15 protein-coding genes are annotated in these 19,434 nt (G+C 72.9%); 4 read left to right on the top strand and 11 right to left on the bottom strand.

All coding sequences use genetic code 11. The features are described from left to right. Positions 1 to 166: 166 nt before the first annotated feature. Positions 167 to 1,105, bottom strand: a complete 939-nt coding sequence (locus BL253_RS05815; protein ID WP_076814250.1) for an RDD family protein — start codon at positions 1,103 to 1,105, stop codon at positions 167 to 169. A gap of 357 nt (positions 1,106 to 1,462) precedes the next feature. On the opposite strand from BL253_RS05815, the gene BL253_RS05810 reads away from it, so the two are divergent. Beyond that, positions 1,463 to 2,470 carry a stage II sporulation protein M gene (locus BL253_RS05810; protein WP_076814248.1) on the top strand — a complete coding sequence of 336 codons (1,008 nt, stop codon included), beginning with the start codon at positions 1,463 to 1,465 and terminating at the stop codon, positions 2,468 to 2,470. A 16-nt stretch (positions 2,471 to 2,486) separates the two neighbouring features. Here the strand turns inward: BL253_RS05810 and BL253_RS05805 are convergent, their stop codons facing one another. From BL253_RS05805 to BL253_RS42820, 9 genes are all read right to left on the bottom strand, one after another. Further along, positions 2,487 to 5,009, bottom strand: coding sequence for an alpha-amylase family glycosyl hydrolase (locus BL253_RS05805; protein ID WP_076814246.1), 2,523 nt, complete (start codon positions 5,007 to 5,009; stop codon positions 2,487 to 2,489). Positions 5,010 to 5,159: 150 nt separating this feature from the next. Next, positions 5,160 to 6,023: a hypothetical protein gene (locus tag BL253_RS05800; RefSeq protein WP_076814245.1), complete on the bottom strand. Its 864-nt coding sequence runs from the start codon at positions 6,021 to 6,023 to the stop codon at positions 5,160 to 5,162. A gap of 96 nt (positions 6,024 to 6,119) precedes the next feature. After that, positions 6,120 to 7,319 carry a restriction endonuclease subunit S gene (locus tag BL253_RS05795; protein ID WP_076814243.1) on the bottom strand — a complete coding sequence of 400 codons (1,200 nt, stop codon included), beginning with the start codon at positions 7,317 to 7,319 and terminating at the stop codon, positions 6,120 to 6,122. Further along, positions 7,312 to 8,976 carry a class I SAM-dependent DNA methyltransferase gene (locus BL253_RS05790; protein WP_076814240.1) on the bottom strand — a complete coding sequence of 555 codons (1,665 nt, stop codon included), beginning with the start codon at positions 8,974 to 8,976 and terminating at the stop codon, positions 7,312 to 7,314. The genes BL253_RS05795 and BL253_RS05790 overlap by 8 nt, the downstream gene beginning before the upstream one ends. A 201-nt stretch (positions 8,977 to 9,177) precedes the next feature. After that, positions 9,178 to 10,473: a DUF58 domain-containing protein gene (locus BL253_RS05785; RefSeq protein ID WP_076814239.1), complete on the bottom strand. Its 1,296-nt coding sequence runs from the start codon at positions 10,471 to 10,473 to the stop codon at positions 9,178 to 9,180. Between the two features lie 7 nt (positions 10,474 to 10,480). After that, complete coding sequence (locus tag BL253_RS05780) at positions 10,481 to 11,449, bottom strand: AAA family ATPase (RefSeq protein ID WP_081438039.1); 969 nt, start codon at positions 11,447 to 11,449, stop codon at positions 10,481 to 10,483. A gap of 443 nt (positions 11,450 to 11,892) precedes the next feature. Next, entirely contained in the window at positions 11,893 to 13,368 is a 1,476-nt protein-coding gene (locus BL253_RS05775; protein ID WP_241834560.1) for a DUF4350 domain-containing protein, read from the bottom strand. Continuing rightward, entirely contained in the window at positions 13,365 to 14,054 is a 690-nt protein-coding gene (locus BL253_RS05770) for a DUF4129 domain-containing protein (protein WP_076814235.1), read from the bottom strand. Before BL253_RS05770 ends, BL253_RS05775 begins: the two co-directional genes overlap by 4 nt. Continuing rightward, positions 14,054 to 15,271: a hypothetical protein gene (locus BL253_RS42820; protein ID WP_198946183.1), complete on the bottom strand. Its 1,218-nt coding sequence runs from the start codon at positions 15,269 to 15,271 to the stop codon at positions 14,054 to 14,056. Before BL253_RS42820 ends, BL253_RS05770 begins: the two co-directional genes overlap by 1 nt. 337 nt (positions 15,272 to 15,608) lie before the next feature. On the opposite strand from BL253_RS42820, the gene BL253_RS05760 reads away from it, so the two are divergent. The 3 genes from BL253_RS05760 (at position 15,609) to BL253_RS05750 (ending at position 18,780) form a co-directional block, all read left to right on the top strand. Further along, entirely contained in the window at positions 15,609 to 16,430 is an 822-nt protein-coding gene (locus BL253_RS05760) for a ComF family protein (protein ID WP_241834559.1), read from the top strand. A gap of 319 nt (positions 16,431 to 16,749) precedes the next feature. Beyond that, positions 16,750 to 17,622 carry a ribosome hibernation-promoting factor, HPF/YfiA family gene (gene hpf, locus BL253_RS05755; RefSeq protein WP_076814232.1) on the top strand — a complete coding sequence of 291 codons (873 nt, stop codon included), beginning with the start codon at positions 16,750 to 16,752 and terminating at the stop codon, positions 17,620 to 17,622. Between the two features lie 444 nt (positions 17,623 to 18,066). Then, a complete protein-coding gene (locus BL253_RS05750) occupies positions 18,067 to 18,780 on the top strand; it encodes a response regulator (protein WP_071050342.1) in 714 nt (237 codons plus the stop codon). 21 nt (positions 18,781 to 18,801) lie between these two features. Here BL253_RS05750 and BL253_RS05745 read toward each other — a convergent pair whose 3' ends face one another. Next, positions 18,802 to 19,374 (bottom strand): GNAT family N-acetyltransferase, encoded by a 573-nt coding sequence (locus BL253_RS05745; protein ID WP_076814230.1) that lies wholly within the window; start codon positions 19,372 to 19,374, stop codon positions 18,802 to 18,804. Positions 19,375 to 19,434 lie beyond the last annotated feature (60 nt).

The raw sequence follows: 19,434 nt of genomic DNA, 5'->3' as shown, positions 1-19,434 counted from the left end.
CCCGCCGACTGGTTACCGGCCGCGGAAGGGCCGGGCGCGCGCCGGAGCTCTCGTCTGGCCAATCGACGACCGGAGGTTCTGACATCAACTGGTCAGATTTTTTGGGCTTCCCTGGTCAAGTGGCGCCAAAACTCTGCCACGACGATGTCAGTTTTTCGGGCCCGCCTCAGCGGTAGAAACCGATACCGACGGGCGGCGGCCCCGGCATGCCAGGCATCGGCTGACCGCCGGTCGGCTGAGGCCCGACGTAGGCGGGCGGCGGGGGCGGGGCGAGGACCTCGGGCGTCAGCAGGTGCCCCGGGTAGTAGTGGAGCGGCACGCCCGGGATCTCGCCCGGGCCGTACCGCGCCCGGGAGACCGCGCGCAGCCGACGGTAGGACCGGCGGGTCCGCTCGGCCAGCACCGCCGACAGATATGCCCACCCGGGAGTGCCCGACGGGGGCGGCGGCGTGACGACGGCGCGGACCTGGGCGACGAGGTCCGCGCCGATCCGCTCCTGGGCCTCGGGGGACAGCTCGTGCATCCGGCCGAGGAACCCGCGCACGGTGCCGGTCAGGTCGTCGTCGAGGCCGGTGAGGTCCAGCCTGGCGACCCAGCCCGCGAGCGGCGCCGGCACCGCGGGCACCACCCCGGCCATCGACGGCACCCCTTCATGGATCACCACGGTGCCGGCGAACAGGTCACCGAGCCGCTTGGAGCGGCGGGAGAACAGCATCGCCACGACCGCGGGCAGCCCGAACAGGCCTCCCGGCCGCTCGACGACCGCCCCGATGAGCCCGCGGACGAACGCGTGGCGGAAGCGGACCGGCCCGCCGTCGTCGCGCACGACGCGCAGCTTCATCAGCATCTTGCCGCAGGTCCGGCCACGCAGGAACGTCTCGAAGATCACCGGGTAGCCGAGCATCGTCGCGACGTAGACGACGAGGAAGATCGCGATCGCGAGGGCCTCGTCCTCCGGATTGACCGTCACCACCGTGGCCACCAGTACGCCGTAGAGCACGACCAGCTGGATGAACAGGTCGACGAGCCCGGCGATCATGCGCGAGCCGAGCTGGGCCGGCCGCAGGTCGATGGCGACCGCCTCGCCGGTGACGACCTGGCTCATCCGGCCGCGCCCCGCGCGCCCCGGTGCTCGCCCATGGTGGGGTTCCCTCCGCTCCGCCGGCCGCCGTCATCGCTGACCGGCGTCCGTACATCGTCGTCCATCGACGCCACCCGCCACCCCCTGGGTCGCTTTCTCGACCGGCGTCGCGGCCCTGGCCGGTCGCCGCCGCCGGCGGGTCGGGTCGGYGACGGGGGTCGCCAGGAGCCGCGAGCGGTCTGACAGTATTTCGGTGCTCGGGTGAGTGCGCGCGGACGGATGTGGCTGTGGCGGTGCCGTGACCGTGGAGCACGGACGGTCAAGGATCGTGGGTGGCTGACGTCTCACGCGGCGCGGCGGCTGGGAAGAGTGGGCAGACTGATGGACCTGGACGCGTACGTCGCCGTCCACCGRCCGGAGTGGTTCCGGCTGCGCTACCTCGTCGACCAGGCGAACCGGCCTCGCAAGATGCCGAGCGAGGAGCTGGAGGAGCTGGTMGAGCTCTATCAGCGAGTCGCCACCCAGCTGTCGGTGATCAGGAGCCGTTCGCGCGACCAGGCCATGGTCGACGACCTGTCCGCGCTGGTGATCCGCGCCCGCGCGGCCGTCACCGGTACCGCCGACCCCGGCTGGCACGTGGTCGCCCGGTACTTCACCATCACCTTCCCCGCGGCGGTCTACGCGCGCCGGTGGTGGGCCATCGCGACGACCGTCCTCTGCCTGCTGTTCGCCCTGGCATGCGCGCTGTGGGTCGTCTACGACCAGACGGCACAGGCACGGCTGGTCCCGTCGGACGAGGTGGCCCAGCTGTGCCGTCACGACTTCGCGTCCTACTACAGCGAGAATCCGGCGGGATCGTTCGCGAGCCAGATCTGGACGAACAACGCGTGGGTGTCCGCGCAGGCGATCGCGCTCGGGGCGCTGCTCGGCGTGCCGACGCTGGTCGTCCTGCTGGAGAACTCGCTGAACCTCGGCGTCGTCGGCGGCTACATGTCGAGCTGCGGAGAGAGCCACCAGTTCTTCTCGTTGATCCTGCCGCACGGGATGCTTGAGCTGACCGTCGTCTTCGTCGCTGGAGCGGTCGGCCTGCGGCTCGGCTGGTCGATCATCGCGCCGGGCGGTCGGCGCCGTTCGGAGGCGCTCGCGGCGGAGGGCCGCGCCGCCGTGTCGATCGCGATCGGGCTCGCCGTCGCGCTCGCGCTCTCCGGCGTCATCGAGGCGTTCGTGACGCCGTCCGGCCTGCCGACCGCGATCCGGATCGGCATCGGCGTGCTGGCCTGGGGACTGTTCGTGGCCTATATCTGGATCTACGGCTCCCGCGCCGCCTCCCACGGCGAAAAGGGCGACCTGGAGGCCTCCCTCCGAGAGGACCTCGCCCCCGTCACCTAGCCCGGTGGCCCGGGCCTCAGCCGCCGCCTGTTCGTTCGCCGCCTGTTCGTTCGAAGACCAGGGCGGCGACGGCGGGGAGGGGAAGGTCCACCGTGCCGTCGGCCGTCGGGATGAGTGCCGGGGCCGGGGCCGCCGGAGCGCCCCGGCCGCCGTAGATCGCGGCGTCGGTGCTCAGCCGGAGGTGCCAGGGGGCGCCCGACAGCGATGGGTGACGCAGCAGGTAACTCGGGAACGAGGCGTTGTTCAGGCTGACGACGACGAGAAGCTCCTCGCTCCGGGTCTCGCCGGCGATCGGGCCGGACCAGCGACGAAAGGCGATCACCCGGGCCGGGTCGTTCGTGTGCAGGATCTCGACGTCGCGGGACCTCGCGGCGGACGAGGCGAGCCGGAGTCGGGCCAGGTCGCGGTGGGCGGCGAACAGGCCCGCGCCGGTTGTCTCGCGCAGCCCGTGGAGATCCTCCTTGTCCTCGGTGAAATGGTTGTAGGTGTACGCCTTGGTCGCACCGACCTCGTCGCCCATGAGGAACATCGGCGTGCCCGGGGCGAGCAGGGACAGCGCCGTGACGCAGCGGATTCTCGCCTCGGCGTACCAGCGGGTCTCGCCGACGAGCGGCGCGTCGTTCACCGAGACCAGGATGTTGCGTTCCGAGTGCTCCGAGTTTCCCGCCTCGTCATGGCTTTCCGGGTAGACGACAGTCCGGTCCGCCGAGCCGGCCAGCGCCCCGGCGAAAAGGCCCATCGCCAACGGGCCGGCCAGGTCCCTGCCGGCGGTGTCGAGGAGCCGCGCGTACTCCGGCCCCTCGCCCTTGTCGCCGATCAGGTGGTGGTAGAAGTCCACGTACCAGCGAGCGTCGAAACCGAGGCCGCCCGCGGGCGCCGGGCGGGTCACCGCGTCCCGGCCGGAATGGTCCTCGGCGATGAGGATGACGTCCCCGGCGACGGTCTTCAGCGTCTGGCAGAGCTCGCGCAGGAACTTGCGGCCGGCGACGTTCGCCGCCGCGGCCGTCCGGCCGTCCGCGTGCAGCGCGTTGTACAGGTGGATCGACGTCGTCTGGTCCAGCCGGAAGCCGTCGACGTGGAACTCCTCGAGGAGCGCGACAGCGCTCGCGACGAACAGCGCGCGTACCTGTTCCTCGCGGTAGCGGGGTGCGTAGCCGGAGGACAGATTGTCGACGTAGCCGCCGTCCGGAAAGTCGGCGTGGTCGGCGTCCGAGCCCTCGTACCAGTAGTACCCGTTGTGGCTTGGCGTCGTGGTGTCGTACATCCACGCGGCCCGCTCGGCGTCCTGCGTGTAGTGGTTGAAGACGAGGTCCACGAGGACCGCGATGCCGCGTCGGTGGCAGGCGCGGACGAAGCCGGCGAGCCCGTCGCGGCCGCCGGCGCTCTTCTCCACGGCGAGGAAATGCGAGGTGCCGTATCCCCAGGACCGGGTGCCGCTGAACTCGAGCACCGGCAGCAGCTCGACGGCGTTGACGCCAAGGTCGGCGAGGTAGTCGACGAAGGCGACCGCGTCGGCGAAGGTGCCCGCCCGCGTCTCCCCGAAGCCGAGGGCGCCGACGTGCAACTCATAGATGACCAGGTCCTCGACCCGGCGCGGCACGGGGCTGGCCGGGTCGAACTCGTCGGCCCAGAAGTCCGCCGGCTGGGGCCGCGGGTCGACGACCACCGAGCAGCTGACGGTTCCGTCCAGATCGGCCGCCGTCCCGTCGTAGTGCGCCCCGCGCGGGTTGACGTCGCCGCCTCCGCACTGCTGACGGGAGTACATGTCCGTGCGCCAGGCGACCGAGCCGTCCTCCCGGGTGACCCGGTAGAGGTAACGCCGTCCCGCCCAGCCGGCGAAGCCCGCCGCCGAGGCCTCCCACACCCCGTCCGGCCCCGGCCGCATCGGTAGGCGGGCGATGGCCGCGTCCTCGCCGTGGCCGTCGTCAGCGATATAGCCGCTCTCGCCGCCGAACGCGACCTCGACGGCCCTGGCGTGCGGCGCCCAGACCCGGAACAGGATCCGCTCCGCGTCCGCCGCCGTGCCCGTGCTTTCGCTTTCGCCCTTACCCTCGCCTTCGCCGTCGCTCGCGCCGTCGCTCGCGCTGTCGCTCCCGTTCTCGCTGTCGACGTCCCCGGCGGTGTCGTCCCGGACGTCATCGGCGGGGGCGGGGGCGGCGACCGGAACGGCACCGAGGAAGTGATGACTGCTCAGCGTGAAGGTCGTGCTCATCTCGGCCGGGACGTCCGGCCCGAGGTCGAGCGAAAGGACCTGGTCTGTGGAAGCCGGGTCCGCTACTTCACCGGGGATTCCCCAGAATTGCGACCCGTCGTCGCGCACCAGCCATACGCCCCAGCGGAAGGTGGTAGGCGTGTGGACATCGAGAGTCACACGGGCCCGGAACGCCATGCAGCCGTCCGGGCCGATGGTCGCCGTCATCGGTGCCGAGGCCCACGCGTCGCTCGGCCGGCCGTCCGCGTCCCAGCTCCCGACCAACCGCGCCCCTGCCGCGATCCGACGGCGCACGCCGGTGCGGTACTCGATGTCGACGCGGGTCATCGGACGGTCGCGTCACGTGCGCGATCGTGTGCGCGGTCGCGGTCAGCGACAGATACGTGGCCCATGGCCATCAGCGTAGGTCGTCACGATTCGCGGCCCTTTAAGGCCCTTCGTGGCGCCTCATCGATGGGCGAGGGCCACTACGGAGCATTAGCCCCGAACGACGTCCTCGACAGTGGTCGCTGTGGCCGCGCGGCGGAGCCACTGGTCGAGCTGCGTGGTGTCGACGCTGGCGAGGATCCGCTCGCGGATCGCGTCGGGCACGGGTACGCCGCGACTCTCGAGTACGAGCAGCACCGACTTCGCCTCGCCGCGGGCTTCGCCGCGGGCGTCGATCTCGTTGTACTCCTCGTTGTGATACCGCCGGCCGAGAGCTGTCGTCATCAGAAACGCCTTCCATCGTGCCCGGGCCGCCRCGGGCAGGCTACCCACCGTCTCATCATCGTAAAAGATCTTCACGCCCGGTTCCAGCGCGTCCAGTGCGGCCAGCAGCGCCGGGAACATCTCGTCGATGCGGGTGTCATGGAGGTGGCACATGGCCGAGAGCAGCACCCGCGCGGGCCGGGTCGCCGCCAGCTCCTCGTCGACGATCATCGGTACGTCCGCGGGGGTGAAGAAGAAGGGGCGTAGCCACGCGCCGCTTCGGGTGTCGCGGGCGACCAGGTCGCGGTACCAGTTGGCGACCGCCGGGTCCGGGACGAAGACCACCAGCGATGCCTTGAGCGGAAACTCGGACTCCATCTGCCCTACGTATGGCTTCCAGGATCCGAGCTTGTCCGGGTCCCGGCCGCGTTGGACCTCGTAGACGGCGGCACGCAGCGGCGCGTCGTCGGGTCCGCAGTACAGCACCATCGCGTCCGCCTGGTAGGTCCGCGGGCGGACGTTCGGGTCGTACAGCCGTGCGTGGTCGAAGGCGGGGGCATCGTCGCCGAGCAGGTCGTTCTGCACCCAGTCGGGCAGGGACGGGTCGAGCCGGAGCAGCTCGAGCGGCGTCTCGTGGGCGGAGGTGGGCATATCGCCACCATGCCTGATGGGTCCGGCAGGTCCGGTTCGTGTGGTGCACCCCCCGAATTCACGGAGCGTCAACGCCGCCAGGGACAACCGCTCTGATCAGCGCTTCCGTCCGATTTGTCCGTCAGGGCTGGGCTGGCCAACGATCGGCGTCGGGGACCGGTCTCGGGCGCGGACGCGGATGTCGCCGGTCAGGAGTCCTGGCAACAGTGTGTCCCGTATCTCGGCCAGTTTTCTGTTCTGGCGGGCCATGCCGTCTACAAGCTCAAGCAGAGGGCGAACCGCCGAGGTGAAATCCGCGATGGCGGAGTCACTGAAGTCAGGGACCCGCGTGGACAGGGCCGCGGTTCTGTTCAGGCCGGGGATGGCCGAGTCGCCGACGCGCTCTTCCAGGTGTGCGCTTCTCAGGAGAAAATACGCGAACTCGGGGGTCACCTTCGCGTGGCGCGGTGCCGCGTAGAACGCCGTGTCAATGACCCAGCATGGCGCCGGGGACCATGAGACGGTGCCCGCGTTGGTTCCCTTGCGCCCGACGACCGCTCCGGGATCTCTGCTGAGTGCTCGGTCGTGCCAGCCGACCTGGCCGGTGCATCCGAATACGGGCACCTCGCCCGGGCGACGTTCTGGCTCCCGCAGCGCCTTGCCATAGACGAGGTCCACGAACGTGCCGAGCTCGCCGTCACGGCCAGGTTCAGGGGCAAGCGCGTCGAATTTCACGTCGGCGAGCTCCGCGGCCGTGCTGGCCGTCKCCAGGTTGGCGGATACCTTGTCGTCCAGTGCTCGGAATATGTCCGCCACGGCGTCCTGCTCGGGGCGCGGGGGTACGGCGACGGGAAATCTCTCTATCATTCCCTTCGTTATCGCCTGGCGTGTTCCTCCGGCGCTCAGCGAGAGTATGAATCTCTTGTATTCGGGTCTGGCCAGATATTTCTGGAGGAAAACCGGGTTCAGGCGTTCGGTGGTTCTGATGATGACGACATGCTGGCTGACGAACGCGGGTAGCGAGTCGTCTCCGGCGACACAGCATCGAGCGATCGAGTCGCCGGTGATATTGAGGAGGACGTCGCCGGCGCGCACCGCCACACCCCGCAGGGCCCGCGCCGCCTCCTCGTCGATTCGTGCCACGCCGTCGAGTACGAGTCGATGGTCCAGAACGTTCTGGGAACGAATGAACGCCGCCCCGCTGGTGGCGTATACCTCCTTGCCTCCTCTCGGGGTCGCGCCCGACCCGATCTTCGTGGTCAGCTCTCCGAGCGGTTGAACCGGCCACACGGAGCCGTTCGCCACGGCCTCAGGCATCGAGGCGTTCCAGATGGGCGCGGACTTCCTTCTCCAGACGGGCGGACTCGGCGAAGTGGGCGAGAAGCTCCTGGGTGAGGCGGTCGATCTTCTCCGCGATCGGCCCGTCGCCCGACGTGTCGACCTCGGTGGTGCCGACGTAGCGGCCGGGGGCGAGGACGTGGTCGTGGGCGCGGATGTCGTCGGTCGACACGGAGCGGCAGAAGCCCGGGACGTCGGCGTAGGCCAGGCCCTTGTCCCGGGCGGAGTGGGTGCCGCGCCAGGCATGGTAGGTGTCGGCGATCCTCGCCAGGTCCTCGTCGGCGAGGACGCGCTCCGCACGGTCGACCATCATGCCCAGGCCGCGGGCGTCGATGAACAGGGTCTCGCCGCGGCGGTCGATGAGGGACCTGTCGCCCATCGAGGTCTTGTCCTTGGCGAAGAACCACAGGCAGGYGGGGATGGGGGTGGTACGGAACAGCCGTGGCGGCAGGGCCACCACGCAGGCGACCAGGTCGGCCTCGACGAGCGCGGCCCGGATCTGGCCCTCGCCGGACTGCTTCGACGACATCGACCCGTTCGCCATCACCACGCCGGCGACACCGTTCGTGGCGAGCTTCGAGACGATGTGCTGCATCCAGGCGAAGTTCGCGTTGCCGGCCGGCGGGACACCGTAGCGCCAGCGCGGGTCATCGGTGATCCGGGCCCAGTCGGACATGTTGAACGGCGGGTTCGCGAGAATGAAGTCCGCGCGCAGGTCCGGGTGGCGATCGACGCGAAGCGTGTCGTCCCATTTCTCGCTCAGGTCGCCCGCGATGCCGTGTATGGCGAGGTTCATCTTCGCCAGCCGCCAGGTGCGCTCGTTGTTCTCCTGGCCGTAGACCGAGATGTCGTCACGGCGTCCCTGGTGTTCGTCGATGAACTTCTCGGCCTGGACGAACATGCCGCCCGACCCGCAGCACGGGTCGTAGACCCGCCCCTGATAGGGCTCCATGATCTCGACCATCAGCCGGACGACACTCGCCGGCGTGTAGAACTCGCCGCCGCGTTTGCCCTCGGCCCGGGCGAACTTCTCCAGGAAGTACTCGTAGACCTCGCCAAGCACGTCACGCGCCGACCGGCTGGCGGCGTCGTCGTCGTCGGCGGCGGCGGCGCCGTGCTGGGCCGGGACGGTGGGCCGGTGGCCGGTGAAGCGGGCGTCGCCGAGCAGATCGACCAGTTCGCCCAGGCGGCGCTGGTCGACACCCGGGCCCGTGAAGATCTTTGGGAGGACGCCGGCCAGTGCCTCGTTCTCGCGCATGACCGCGTCCATGGCGGCGTCGAGGAGCCGGCCGATGCCTGTGTCCCCGGCGCTCGCCGCCAGCTCGTCCCACCGCGCCCGCCGAGGAACCCAGAAGACCCCCTGCCCCGTGTACTCGTCCTTGTCGTCGACCACGTCGCCGAGGAGCCGCTCGCCCCGAGCCCCCGGGACGCCCTCGGCTGGCGCGTGCGCACGGATCGCCTCGCGGCGTTCGGCGAAGGCGTCCGAGACGTACTTGAGGAAGACGAGGCCGAGGACGAAGTCCTTGTACTGGGCGGCGTCCACGGAGCCACGCAGTTTGTCCGCCGCCTTCCACAGCGTCTCGCGCAGCTCGGCCATGGTCGGCGGGCCGGCCGCGGTTTTCCTCCTCGGGGACATGGCGCTCCTTGGCGGTACAACATCAATTCGGCTGGGCTGAGTTGCCGAGGGACCCGCGACGCGGGTCCGCCAGACCCGACCCGCGCGCCCCCGCCGACCGGACCCGACCGGACCCGACCCGACCCGACCCCGCCCCGCCCCGCTCGCTCGCCGATCGTCCCGCCGTCGGCGGCTGCCCGAGCGGGGACGTTCGACGATGAGCTACAGGCGGCCGAGGGCCTTCAGGGACAGGTAGGTGTCGGTGACGGCGGGAGCGTAGCGGTCGGGCCCGGCGTCGACGACCTCGACGCCGCGGCTGCGCAGCTCCTCGGTGAGCTGGCGGCGGCGCAGCAGGGTCTGCTCGGCCGACGCCGCCGCGTAGACGTCGCGGACGTCGCCGCGGCCGGCGGCGAGCTCGGCGAGCCTCGGGTCGCGCAGGGCGGCGACCAGCACGGTGTGCCTGGCGGCCAGGGCCGGCAGCGCGGGCAACAGCGACTCCTCGATCACCGCCGGCACCAGATCGCTGAAGATGACGACCAGCGCGCGCCGGCGGGTCATGCGCAGCACCGTCGAGACGATGCCCTCGTGGTCGGCCTCGACGAGCGCCGGCTCCAGCGTCGCCATCGCCTCGCTCATCCGCGACAGCAGGTTCGCCTCGCTCGACTCCGGCAGCACCAGGCGTGCCTCGCTGTCGTGCGCGACGAGCCCGACGCGGTCGCCGGCGCGCAGCGCGACGGCCGTCAGCAGCAGCGCGGCGTCGAGCGCGTGGTCGAGCCGAGGGGCGTCGCCGACCCTGCCGGCCGAGGTGCGGGCCGTGTCGAGCACGCAGACGACCCGCCGGTCGCGTTCCGGGCGGAACGTCCTCACGACCACCGAGCCGCGCCGGGCGGTGCCGCGCCAGTCGATGTTGCGGACGTCGTCGCCGATCACGTAGTCGCGCAGGCTGTCGAACTCGGAGCCCGCGCCGCCGCCGCGGATGGCGACCTGGCCCTCGACCTCGCGCAGCCGGGCGAGCGCCGACGGCAGGTGCCGGCGGGAGTGGAACGGCGGCAGCACCCGCACGCGCCACGGGCAGTAGTGGCGGCCCTGCCGCCCGGCCAGGCCCAGCGGGCCGAGCGAGCGAACGGTGATCCGGAACGGCTCCCGGTCACCGCGCCGCGTCGGGTAGAGGGTCGCCTCCAGGAAGCGCCGCTCGCCGGCCGGGATGGTGACGCTGTAGGTCAGCGGCCGCGCGCCGGCCGACGGCGGCCAGGCGTCCCGGATCCTGGCCCGCACCGCCCGGGTGCCGTTGTTGCTGACGGTGAGCACCAGCGGCACCGGCTGTCCGAGCCGCGCGCCGCGCGGCCCGCTCCGGGAGAACTCCAGCGCTCGGACCGAGCCGGCGAGCGCCAGGTCGAGCAGCACCAGCCCGACGATCAGCAGGTCGACGATCAGGATCACAAGGCCGGGGACGGGCGCGAGCGCCACCGCCACCGCGCCGAGGAACGCGCACGCCGCCGCCCGCCCGGTTATCGCCATCCGCTGCTCAGCGGGGGACGGGGACGGTCGCGAGCACCTGTTCGAGCACCACGTCCGCGGTGACGCCGTCCAGCTCGGCCTCCGGTCGCAGGCTGATCCGGTGCCGCAGCGTCGCGCGGGCGAGCGCCTTCACGTCGTCCGGGGTGGCGTAGCCGCGGCCGGACAGCCACGCCCACGCCTTCGACGTCGCGAGCAGCGCCGTCGCGCCTCGCGGCGACACCCCGAGCAGGACCGACGGCGCGGAGCGGGTCGCCCGGGCGAGGTCGACGACGTACGCCAGCACCTCGGGATGGACCTGCACGGCGCGGGCACTGGCCCGAGCGATGGCGAGCTCGGCCGGGCCGGCGACCGCCGTCACGCCCGCGGCGTCGAGGTCGCCAGGGTCGAAGCCCGCCGCGTGGTGGGCGAGCACCCGGACCTCGTCGTCGCGGGACGGCAGCGGCAGCGTCACCTTGACCAGGAACCGGTCGAGCTGGGCCTCGGGCAGCGGGTAGGTGCCCTCGTGCTCGACCGGGTTCTGCGTGGCCAGCACGGCGAACGGGCTGGGCAGCGGGCGGGGCTTGCCGTCGACGCTGACCTGGCGCTCCTCCATGACCTCCAGCAGCGCCGCCTGGGTCTTCGGCGGGGTGCGGTTGATCTCGTCGGCGAGCAGCAGGTTGGTGAAGACCGGGCCCTCGCGGAAGGCGAACTCGGAGCTGCGGTTGTCGTAGAACAGCGAGCCGGTGACGTCGCCGGGCATCAGGTCGGGGGTGAACTGCAGTCTCTTGGTCTCCAGCGCGAGCGCCCTGGCCAGGGTGCGCACCAGCAGGGTCTTCGCCACGCCGGGAACGCCCTCCAGCAGCGCGTGGCCGCGGCAGAGCAGCGCCACGACCAGGCCGCTGACGGCGGCGTCCTGGCCGATGACGGCCTTCCCCACCTCGGAACGCAGCCGGACCAGTGCCGCCCTCGCGGCCTCCTGTTCCTGCGCGGACGGCATGCCGGCGTGCGCCGCCGGCGTGTGCGCCGGCCACGCCGTGGGCGGCGGCACCGGAGGCTGCCGCGGCACCGGAGGCGGCGGTGGCGGTGGCGGTGGTGGCGGTGGGACGGTCAACGCCGGGCCCGCGGCCGGCGCGGGCGTGCCTGGAGCGGGCGCGGCCGGCCATGGCGCCGGCGCCGGGGGTGGCTGTTCCGACGGCGGGGGCGTCGAGGACCGGGCGGCCGGCGGCGGGGGCCCGAGCGGCGTCCGGGTCACGTCGCGCCCGACGATGGTGACCTCACCGGCCGCCTCGTCCTCGATCGCCGGGTCCTCGGGCGGCACCGTCGTTCCGGGCGGCACCGTCGTTCCGGGCGGCCTAGGGGCGCCAGGGTAGCCCTGGCCGCCGGCCGCGCCGGGTTCCGGCGCCGGAACACCGGGGACATAGGCGCCGGGATGCGGAGTTGTCACCTTCCACCCACCTGCCGATCAAGCTTGTCGAGTGCCTTGGCGAGCCGAAGCAACGCGGCGTCGTCCAGCGGTTCTGGTTGCTGGGGGCCCGGCGCGACGGGCCAGCCGGCGCTGGGAGCCGGCCAGGCCCCCGGCGCCCGCATGACCGCGGCCGGCGGCGCGGCCTGGGGCGCGGGCGACCAGCCCGAACCGTACAGGAGCGCCCAGATCTTCATCGGCGGGCGACCGGTCCGCTCGGCGACCGAGGCCACGAGGGCCGCGGGGTCCGGCCCGCCGATCTCCTTCGCCACGGCGCCGGCCCGCACCGTGCCACCGGCGCCGGCCGCGCCGTGCGGTGGCAGGCCCAGCCGGTCGGCGAGCCGGGCGCGCAGGCCCGCGCGCAACGCCTCGGCGGCGAGGCCACGCGCCCTGGCCGCCGCGTACAGCCGGCCGCGGCCCTCCGTGGTCTCGGAGGCACGCACGACGACGGGCAGCGGTTCCGGCACCGGTGGGCCGAGCCGCCGTCCGCGCCAGAGCGCCAACAGGACGAGCGCGACGAGAATCTGCAGGCAGGTCAGCCAGAAGGCGGGCCCCAGCAGGTCCCCGATGCCGCCGCGGTCGGCCGGGTCCGTGAGAACCTGTTCCTGGATCACCCAGTCCAGGTGGGAGTGACGGGCCAGCAGGCCGAGGGCGAGCGCGGCGTTGCCCTCGCGGTCGAGATCGGCGTTGGTGAGGAAACCCGCCCCGCCGAGCAGCACCAGCCGCCCGGCCCAGTTCGGCGCCGTCACCACGGCCAGCGGCGCGCCGCCCCCGGATGACGCGTAGCAGAACGTGGCCGTGAGGTTGGCCGCCGCCGGGCCTGGAGCCTCGACGGGCCGGTCGTAGTGGGCCGAGCCGGAGATCGTCGTGCGGCCCGCCGTACGTGCCTCGGCGAGGTCGCAGGCCGGGGTCTTCGCGCCGGGCAGGGTGACCGCGCCGACGGTGTCGACGGGCACGTCCAGCGCGGACAGCACGTCGCCGTCGGCTCCCACCAGCACCACGTCGGCGCCGTCCTCGGCGACTTGGCGCAGGTTGCCGAGGGTGTAGCTGTCGAGCCGACCAGGTCTGATCACGACCATCGTCAGGTCGGCGGCGTCTCCCGGGGTGCCCAGTGCCGCCAGCACGTCGTCGCGGGCGGTGACGTCGACCCCGCGGTGGCGCAGGATCTCGGCGAGCGCCATCGTGCCGGCCGGCGCCGGCGACCTGGTGTCGAGGGAGTCCTTGTTGCCGTTCGACGGGGCGCCGATCACCACGGCGAGCAGGGAGTAGACGACGACGACCACGCCGAGGACAGCGAGCGCGATCGTCACCCGTCGCCGCGTGGCCGGGCGCGGCCCGCTCCGCTGGAACGTCGAGCCGGTCGGCCCAGGCCCGCCCGGCCCACCCGTGCCAGGCGTCCCGCCCAGCTGGCCCGGCTGGGCCTGGGGCGGCGCGGGGGCGGTCGGGGCGGTCACGCGGGCACCGCGTGGGTGGGGCCGGAGGGACGGTTGTCGTGGGCCGGCCGGCGGACGTCCGCGAGCGCGTCGTCGGCCCGCGCGACAGCCTGGTACGACTCGGGGCTGGCCGGCCGGCCGCCGTACCAGATGTCGCTGAACTCGGCCACGGCGACGCGTAGCTCGTCGATACCGGTCGTCGTGACCGCCGTCATCTCCATGACCAGCTCACCGGCGGTGCGGCTGGCCCTCGGGTCGAGGACACCCTTCTCCTCCAGCATCCGCACCACGGCGCGCAGCCGGGAGCGCACCGCCTCGGCGTAGCGGCCGGCGGCCGCGTGCCCCTCCGCCTCGGCGCGAAGCGCGCGTGCGGACAGCGCGCTCGCGAGGTCGGTGTCCCGCGAGCGGTCTCTGGCCGAGCGGCGGACCGGGCCGAGCCACAGCCGCAGCACCACCGCCAGCACGACCAGCACCAGCAGCACGGCGAAGATGCCCAGCCCGGTGTAGTTCCCACCGCCGCGCTGGTTGACGTGGGGGTCGAGCCAGCCGAAGAGCTGGCCCAGCTTGTCGTTGATCCAGTCGACGGCCCGGTGCAGCCAGTTCGGCGAGTGGCGCCCGTCCTGACGGCCGTAGATGTCGCGGGAGAGCTCGCGGCGTGCCTCGTCCTGGGCGCCCTCCCGGGTGACCGCGCCACCGAGCGTCGCCATCAGGACCACCCGCCGTGGGGCGGCCAGCCGCCATGGCCCGGCGGCGCCGGTGGTCGGGCTCCGGCCGGCGGGAACCCGGGAACCGGTACGCCAGGAACCGGCACACCAGGAACTGGTGCACCAGGAACCGGGATGCCGGCGGCCGGGAAGCCGGCCGTGGGGAAGCCCGCGCCGGGCGGGGGGGCCGCCGCGGCGACGGCGTCGGTGGCGCCGGTGGCCGCGGCCCGCGCGAGGGTGACGTCGAGGGCCTCCCGGCGGATCCGCCGGTCGATGTAGAGGATCGCGATGACACCGGCGAGCACCGGGGTGACGATCGTGACGATCAGAAGGCTCCCCAGGGCCTGGACGACGAGGCCGGTGGTGCTTGGACGCCCGGACGATTCGGTGAGCGACGACGGTGTGGGCGTGAACAGGGCGACCGGCACGCTCACGACGAGCACCAGCGTTCCGGCGATGACCCCAGCGAGCAGCAGGATGCCGAAGGTCCGCCACCAGGCGCCCCGGATCAGGTAACGCGACCGGCGCAGCGCGCCCGTGACCGTCCCGCCCTCCAGCGCGTACACCGGGGTCGCGAAGCAGAACAACACCCCCAGCCAGACCGACACCACGCCGAGCGTGACCAGGCCGAGGACCATCAGCAGGGTGAGCAGCAGGGCCAGCCTCATCAGCCCCGGCAACCGGGGCACGGCCCGGCGGACCGCCGCCCCGAGCCCGATCCGGGACCTGCCGGCGGGCCCGGGGCCGAGGCTCGCCTCGGCGACGACGACCGCGAGCACTCCGGCCAGCAGGATCACCAGCATGAAGTCGAGCCCGCGCAGCACGACCTGCAGCAGCGCGTAGAAGGCGAACGACGCGTCCTGGGCGGCGAGCGTCACGATCGCGCCCACGGTCTCGAACACGGCTCCGGTGACCAGGGTGAGCCCGAGCGTGGCGCCCGGGTTCGTCCGCATCGTCACGAACGCGCCGTCGAGGATCTCGCTGACGCTCAGCGGGCGCAACGGGACCACGCTCGCCGCGGCGTCGACCGGTCTTCCAGCCGGCCGGCGGAAGGCGCCACGGTGGCCGTCGCCGCCCGCGCCGCCGGCGCCCGCGAGCTCGGAACCGGGAGCCGACCAGCCGGCGGCCGAGGCCCCGGGAGCCTGCCGTCCCTGCCCGCCCGGGCTGGGTGCGGGTGCCGGGCCCCATCCTCCTGCTCCCGGCGCCGGGCCGGTCGGCACAGCGGGCCCCCACTGACCAGGCCCCCAAGGGCCAAGCGGGGGCTGGCCGGGGCCGTAAGGGGGTGGCACAGGCCGGCCGGGACCGTACGGGGGCGGCGGCGGATACGGGCCGGTGACCGGCCCATCTACGGCCATGCGCGCTCCCGTCGTCCCGGATGATCGGGCTCATCCTTTCAGAGCCGGGCTGGAGCGGTACGGGCGCCGTCGGGCGGCCGACGCCGGTGGACACTCCGTGCCCGTCCCGGGCGGGCGGCCCGGAGATCGCCACCGGCGCGCGTTGTCCACAGGGCAAGCGCCGGGGCTGGCGTGGGCGAGGTCGCTGCCCGATGCTGCGCGGGTGACCGGATCACGGCGCCGTGGCGAGTGGGCGCACCAGGCCACTCGCGGGCCGGCGCGCACGGCGCTCGGCACCCTGGCCGACCTGGTGCTGCCGCGGGCCTGCGCCGGCTGCGGGCGTGCCGGCGCCGCGGTGTGCACGGCCTGCGACGTGGCGCTGGCCGGTCCCCCGATTCTCGCCGCCCCGGGTAGTGCGGCCACCCCGGGGCGGCGAGGCCCGCCGCCCTGCGTCGCGGCCGCCCGCTACGCGGGCCCGGCCGGTTCACTGGTGATCGCGTACAAGGAGCGAGGCCGCCTGGATCTCACCGGTCCGCTCGGCGGTGCCCTGGCCCGCGCGGTCAGCGCGGCCCTCGCCGTCACGCGCCCGGTTGGCGGGCCGGGCGGCGCAACGGTCCTGCTCGTACCGGTGCCGGCGAGCAGGGCGGCGTTGCGCCAGCGAGGGTTCGACCATGTCGGCAGGGTGGCGGCGGCCGCTGCCCGGGTGGCGACCCGCGCCGGCACGCCGACGTGGGTCGCGCCGCTGTTGCGCCCCGTCCGCCGGACGGCTGACCAGGCTGGGCTCGGGGCGCGCGAGCGGGCCGTGAACGTCGCCGGGGCGTTCGCGGCGCGGCCGGCCGCGGCGGCCCGGGTGGCGGCGGCCCGCGGGGTCGACGTCGTGGTGGTGGACGACGTGGCGACCACGGGCGCCACGCTCGCCGAGGCGGTACGGGCGCTTCGCCAGGTCGGGGTGCCGGTGCTGGCGGCGGCCGTCATCGCGGCGGCCGGCGGCACACCGGCACGCCGACGTGTCCGATTGCCCACCACGCGGGTACCGGATGGGTGAAACTAGATGGCCTACCGGTGAACGGGCGGGTCGTCCGACCACCCGCGCTCCGGTGGGCGGGCGCCGACATTCGCCACACCAGGCGAGACCACACGAGGGGAGTGGACCGGCAGGCAGGACCGATCCAGAACACAAATGGCGACAGGCGCGCGTTATTTCCTGAGATGGGGGACAGCCAGTACGACGAAGACGAGATCCGGTTCGGTCGGGCCCGCTCGGGCCCGTGCCAGCACCGGAGCGCCGGGCTCCGTCCCGGATGCGGCGCCAAGCCGCCGCATCGCGGACGGGACACCCGGCTGGCGAACGGGAGGTGGATCGCGTGGACATCGTGGTCAAGGGCCGGCACACGGCGGTTCCAGAACGGTTCCGTACGCACGTCCAGAGCAAGCTCGCGAAGCTCGAACGGTACGACGGCAAGGTCATCCGGGTCGACGTCGAGCTGTCCAGGGAGCGCAACCCCCGCATGTCGGACGTCCGCGAGCGGGTCGAGCTCACTCTTTACAGCCGTGGTCCGGTGATCCGCGCCGAGGCCGCCGCCGCCGACCCCTACTCCGCGCTGGACGGGGCGACGAACAAGCTCGCCGAACGGCTGCGCCGCGCGGCCGAGCGCCGCGCCGACCACCAGCACGGTAACCACGGTCAGGGCCACGGGCGCGCCTATGTCGGGCCGCCGCCGACGGTCCACGGGGACCTGGAGCCCGCCGCGCCGGAGCAGAACGGGCGCCGGGCGGCGTCCGCCCCGCCTGGTCAAGGCCCGGCTACGCCCGAGACACCGGCACCTTCCGGCGGCATGGTCACCCCGGCCGATGTCGCGGCCGCCGTGGGCAGGCGCGGTACGGCCGGCACCGGCCAGCGATCCGCGGGTACCTCGAACGGCGCCCGGCCCGCCGACAGTGAGCACGAACGCGAGCTCGAGGGCATCGACGTGGACCGTTACGAGCAGCCGGACCGCTCGCCCATGGTCGTGCGCACCAAGACGCACCGGGCGGCGCCGATGACACTGGACGACGCGCTGTCGAACATGGAACTCGTCGGTCACGACTTCTACCTCTTCCAGGACCAGGTGACCGGGCGGGCGAGTGTCGTGTACCGCCGGCGAGGCTACGACTACGGCGTCATCCACCTGATCGACCCGGACGACCCGGCGGCGGCCTCGGACGAGGAGCGTGAGCCCATGGGAGCGACGTCGTAGGAGGCCCCACGCACACCCGCGGTGGGCCGGCCAGGCCGGCCCACCGCGACGGCCCTCTGGAAAGCCCTGTCGGGCTTCCCAGAGGGCCGTTTCGTGTCTGGCCGCCCTGAAAACGGAGGTCCCCACCGGTCTCAGGAGTCCCGCCAGTCCGGTGACCACCGCGTATCACAGCGCTCCCTGCCGATCCCCCTACAGGCCCCGGATGTGGCCGAAACTGGAAATTGGTGCCTTGTCCGGTGTTGGCTGATCGGTGGGGAAGGTGGATCGGTGCGGGAAAGTCCCGCCGACGTGGGATCATCGGCGTCGGGTGGCGGGGCGCCGCGGGCCGACGGGAGGGTTCGGCCCGGTCTGGCCGTCGGACTGGTGCGTGGGCGGGCAGCGTCCGCGTCAGGGTCCGGCCGCGCCGCCGCCCGCGATGTCGGGGCAGTGGTTTAGGGAGGCCAGATGACGGTGGACGAGCAGCGCTCGCCCGAGACGCCGCGGGCGCCATCGGAGGAGAACCCGATCCGGGTGCTGATCGTCGACGATCATGCGCTGTTTCGCCGCGGGCTGGAGATGGTGCTCGCGCAGGAGCCGGATATCGAGGTCGTCGGCGAGGCCGCTGACGGTACCGAGGCGGTGACGATGGCCAGCGAGATGGCTCCGGACATCGTCCTGATGGACGTACGGATGCCGCGCCGAGGGGGAATCGACGCGACCAGCGTCATCAAGCAGGCGGTGCCCAGCGCGAAAATCGTCATGCTGACGATCAGYGACGAGGAGGCCGACCTCTACGACGCCATCAAGGCCGGCGCGATGGGCTACCTGCTCAAGGAGATCTCGATCGACGAGGTCGCGGCCGACATCCGCGCCGTGTACAACGGRCAGAGCCTGATCAGCCCGTCGATGGCGTCGAAGCTGCTCAGCGAGTTCGCCTCGATGATCAAGAACAAGGACGACCGGCCGCAGCTGCCCACCCCTCGCCTGACCGACCGGGAGATGGAGGTGCTCCGGCTCGTCGCGAAGGGCATGAACAACCGCGACATCGCCAAGCAGCTCTTCATCAGCGAGAACACGGTCAAGAACCACATCCGCAACATCCTGGAGAAGCTCCAGCTGCACTCGCGGATGGAGGCCGTCGTCTACGCCGTCCGCGAGAAGCTCCTCGAGATCACCTGAGGCTGGCGCGCGGCGCCGGCCTCAGCGCGCTGGCAGCAGGACGCCGGCCCAGTGGCCGGTGAGGTCGCCGCCTCGGCGGTTGGGGAGGGGGCGGGGGACGGGGGCGACGGTGAACCCGGCCCTGACCGCCACCTGTCGCGACGCCTCATTGCCCGCCAACGCCATCCATCGGATCGTGGCCAGCCCCAGCCCGCCGAAGCCCCAGCGGCACAACACCCGCACCGCGTCCGTAGTGACGCCGCGCCCGCGCGCCGCCGGCGCGCACCAGTAGCCGACCTCGGCGTCCCCGCCCGGCGCGACGCCCGGCAGCCCGTCGGCGTCGCGCATGTCGCCCAGGCTGACCGAGGCGAGCAGGTCGCCGGTGGTCGCGTCGACGACGGCGAGATACGCGCCCGTGCCGGTGCGCCACGCGGCCTGGGTCCTCGCCCCGACGAACCCGGTCGCGTCCTCGTGCCGGTAGGGCACCGGCACGCTGGTCCAGCGCTGGATCTCCGGGTCCTGGCAGGCGGCGAACACGGCGTCGGCGTCGTCTGGCCGCCAGGGGCGCAGGTGCAGCGCGCCGGCGGTGATCTCGACCGGCTCCAGCATGGACATGGAGAGTTCCTCCCGAAACAGGCGGACGGGCGCGGACCGGCCGGTGCGCACCGCCGCCGC

The sequence above is a fragment of the Pseudofrankia asymbiotica genome (assembly GCF_001983105.1).
In the GTDB taxonomy this organism is placed as follows: Bacteria; Actinomycetota; Actinomycetes; order Frankiales; family Frankiaceae; genus Pseudofrankia; species Pseudofrankia asymbiotica.
Note: the sequence above shows the minus strand (reverse complement) of the source record. Positions and strands in the feature narration are given on the sequence as shown.

What these genes read in the sequence shown, in the direction of transcription:
- BL253_RS05780 (WP_081438039.1), bottom strand. Translation starts at nt 11,449, where the DNA reads ATGCCGTCCGCGCAGGAACAGGAGGCCGCGAGGGCGGCACTGGTCCGG.
- BL253_RS05805 (WP_076814246.1), bottom strand. Translation starts at nt 5,009, where the DNA reads ATGACCCGCGTCGACATCGAGTACCGCACCGGCGTGCGCCGTCGGATC.
- BL253_RS05745 (WP_076814230.1), bottom strand. Translation starts at nt 19,374, where the DNA reads ATGTCCATGCTGGAGCCGGTCGAGATCACCGCCGGCGCGCTGCACCTG.
- BL253_RS05770 (WP_076814235.1), bottom strand. Translation starts at nt 14,054, where the DNA reads ATGGCGACGCTCGGTGGCGCGGTCACCCGGGAGGGCGCCCAGGACGAG.
- BL253_RS05785 (WP_076814239.1), bottom strand. Translation starts at nt 10,473, where the DNA reads ATGGCGATAACCGGGCGGGCGGCGGCGTGCGCGTTCCTCGGCGCGGTG.
- BL253_RS05815 (WP_076814250.1), bottom strand. Translation starts at nt 1,105, where the DNA reads ATGAGCCAGGTCGTCACCGGCGAGGCGGTCGCCATCGACCTGCGGCCG.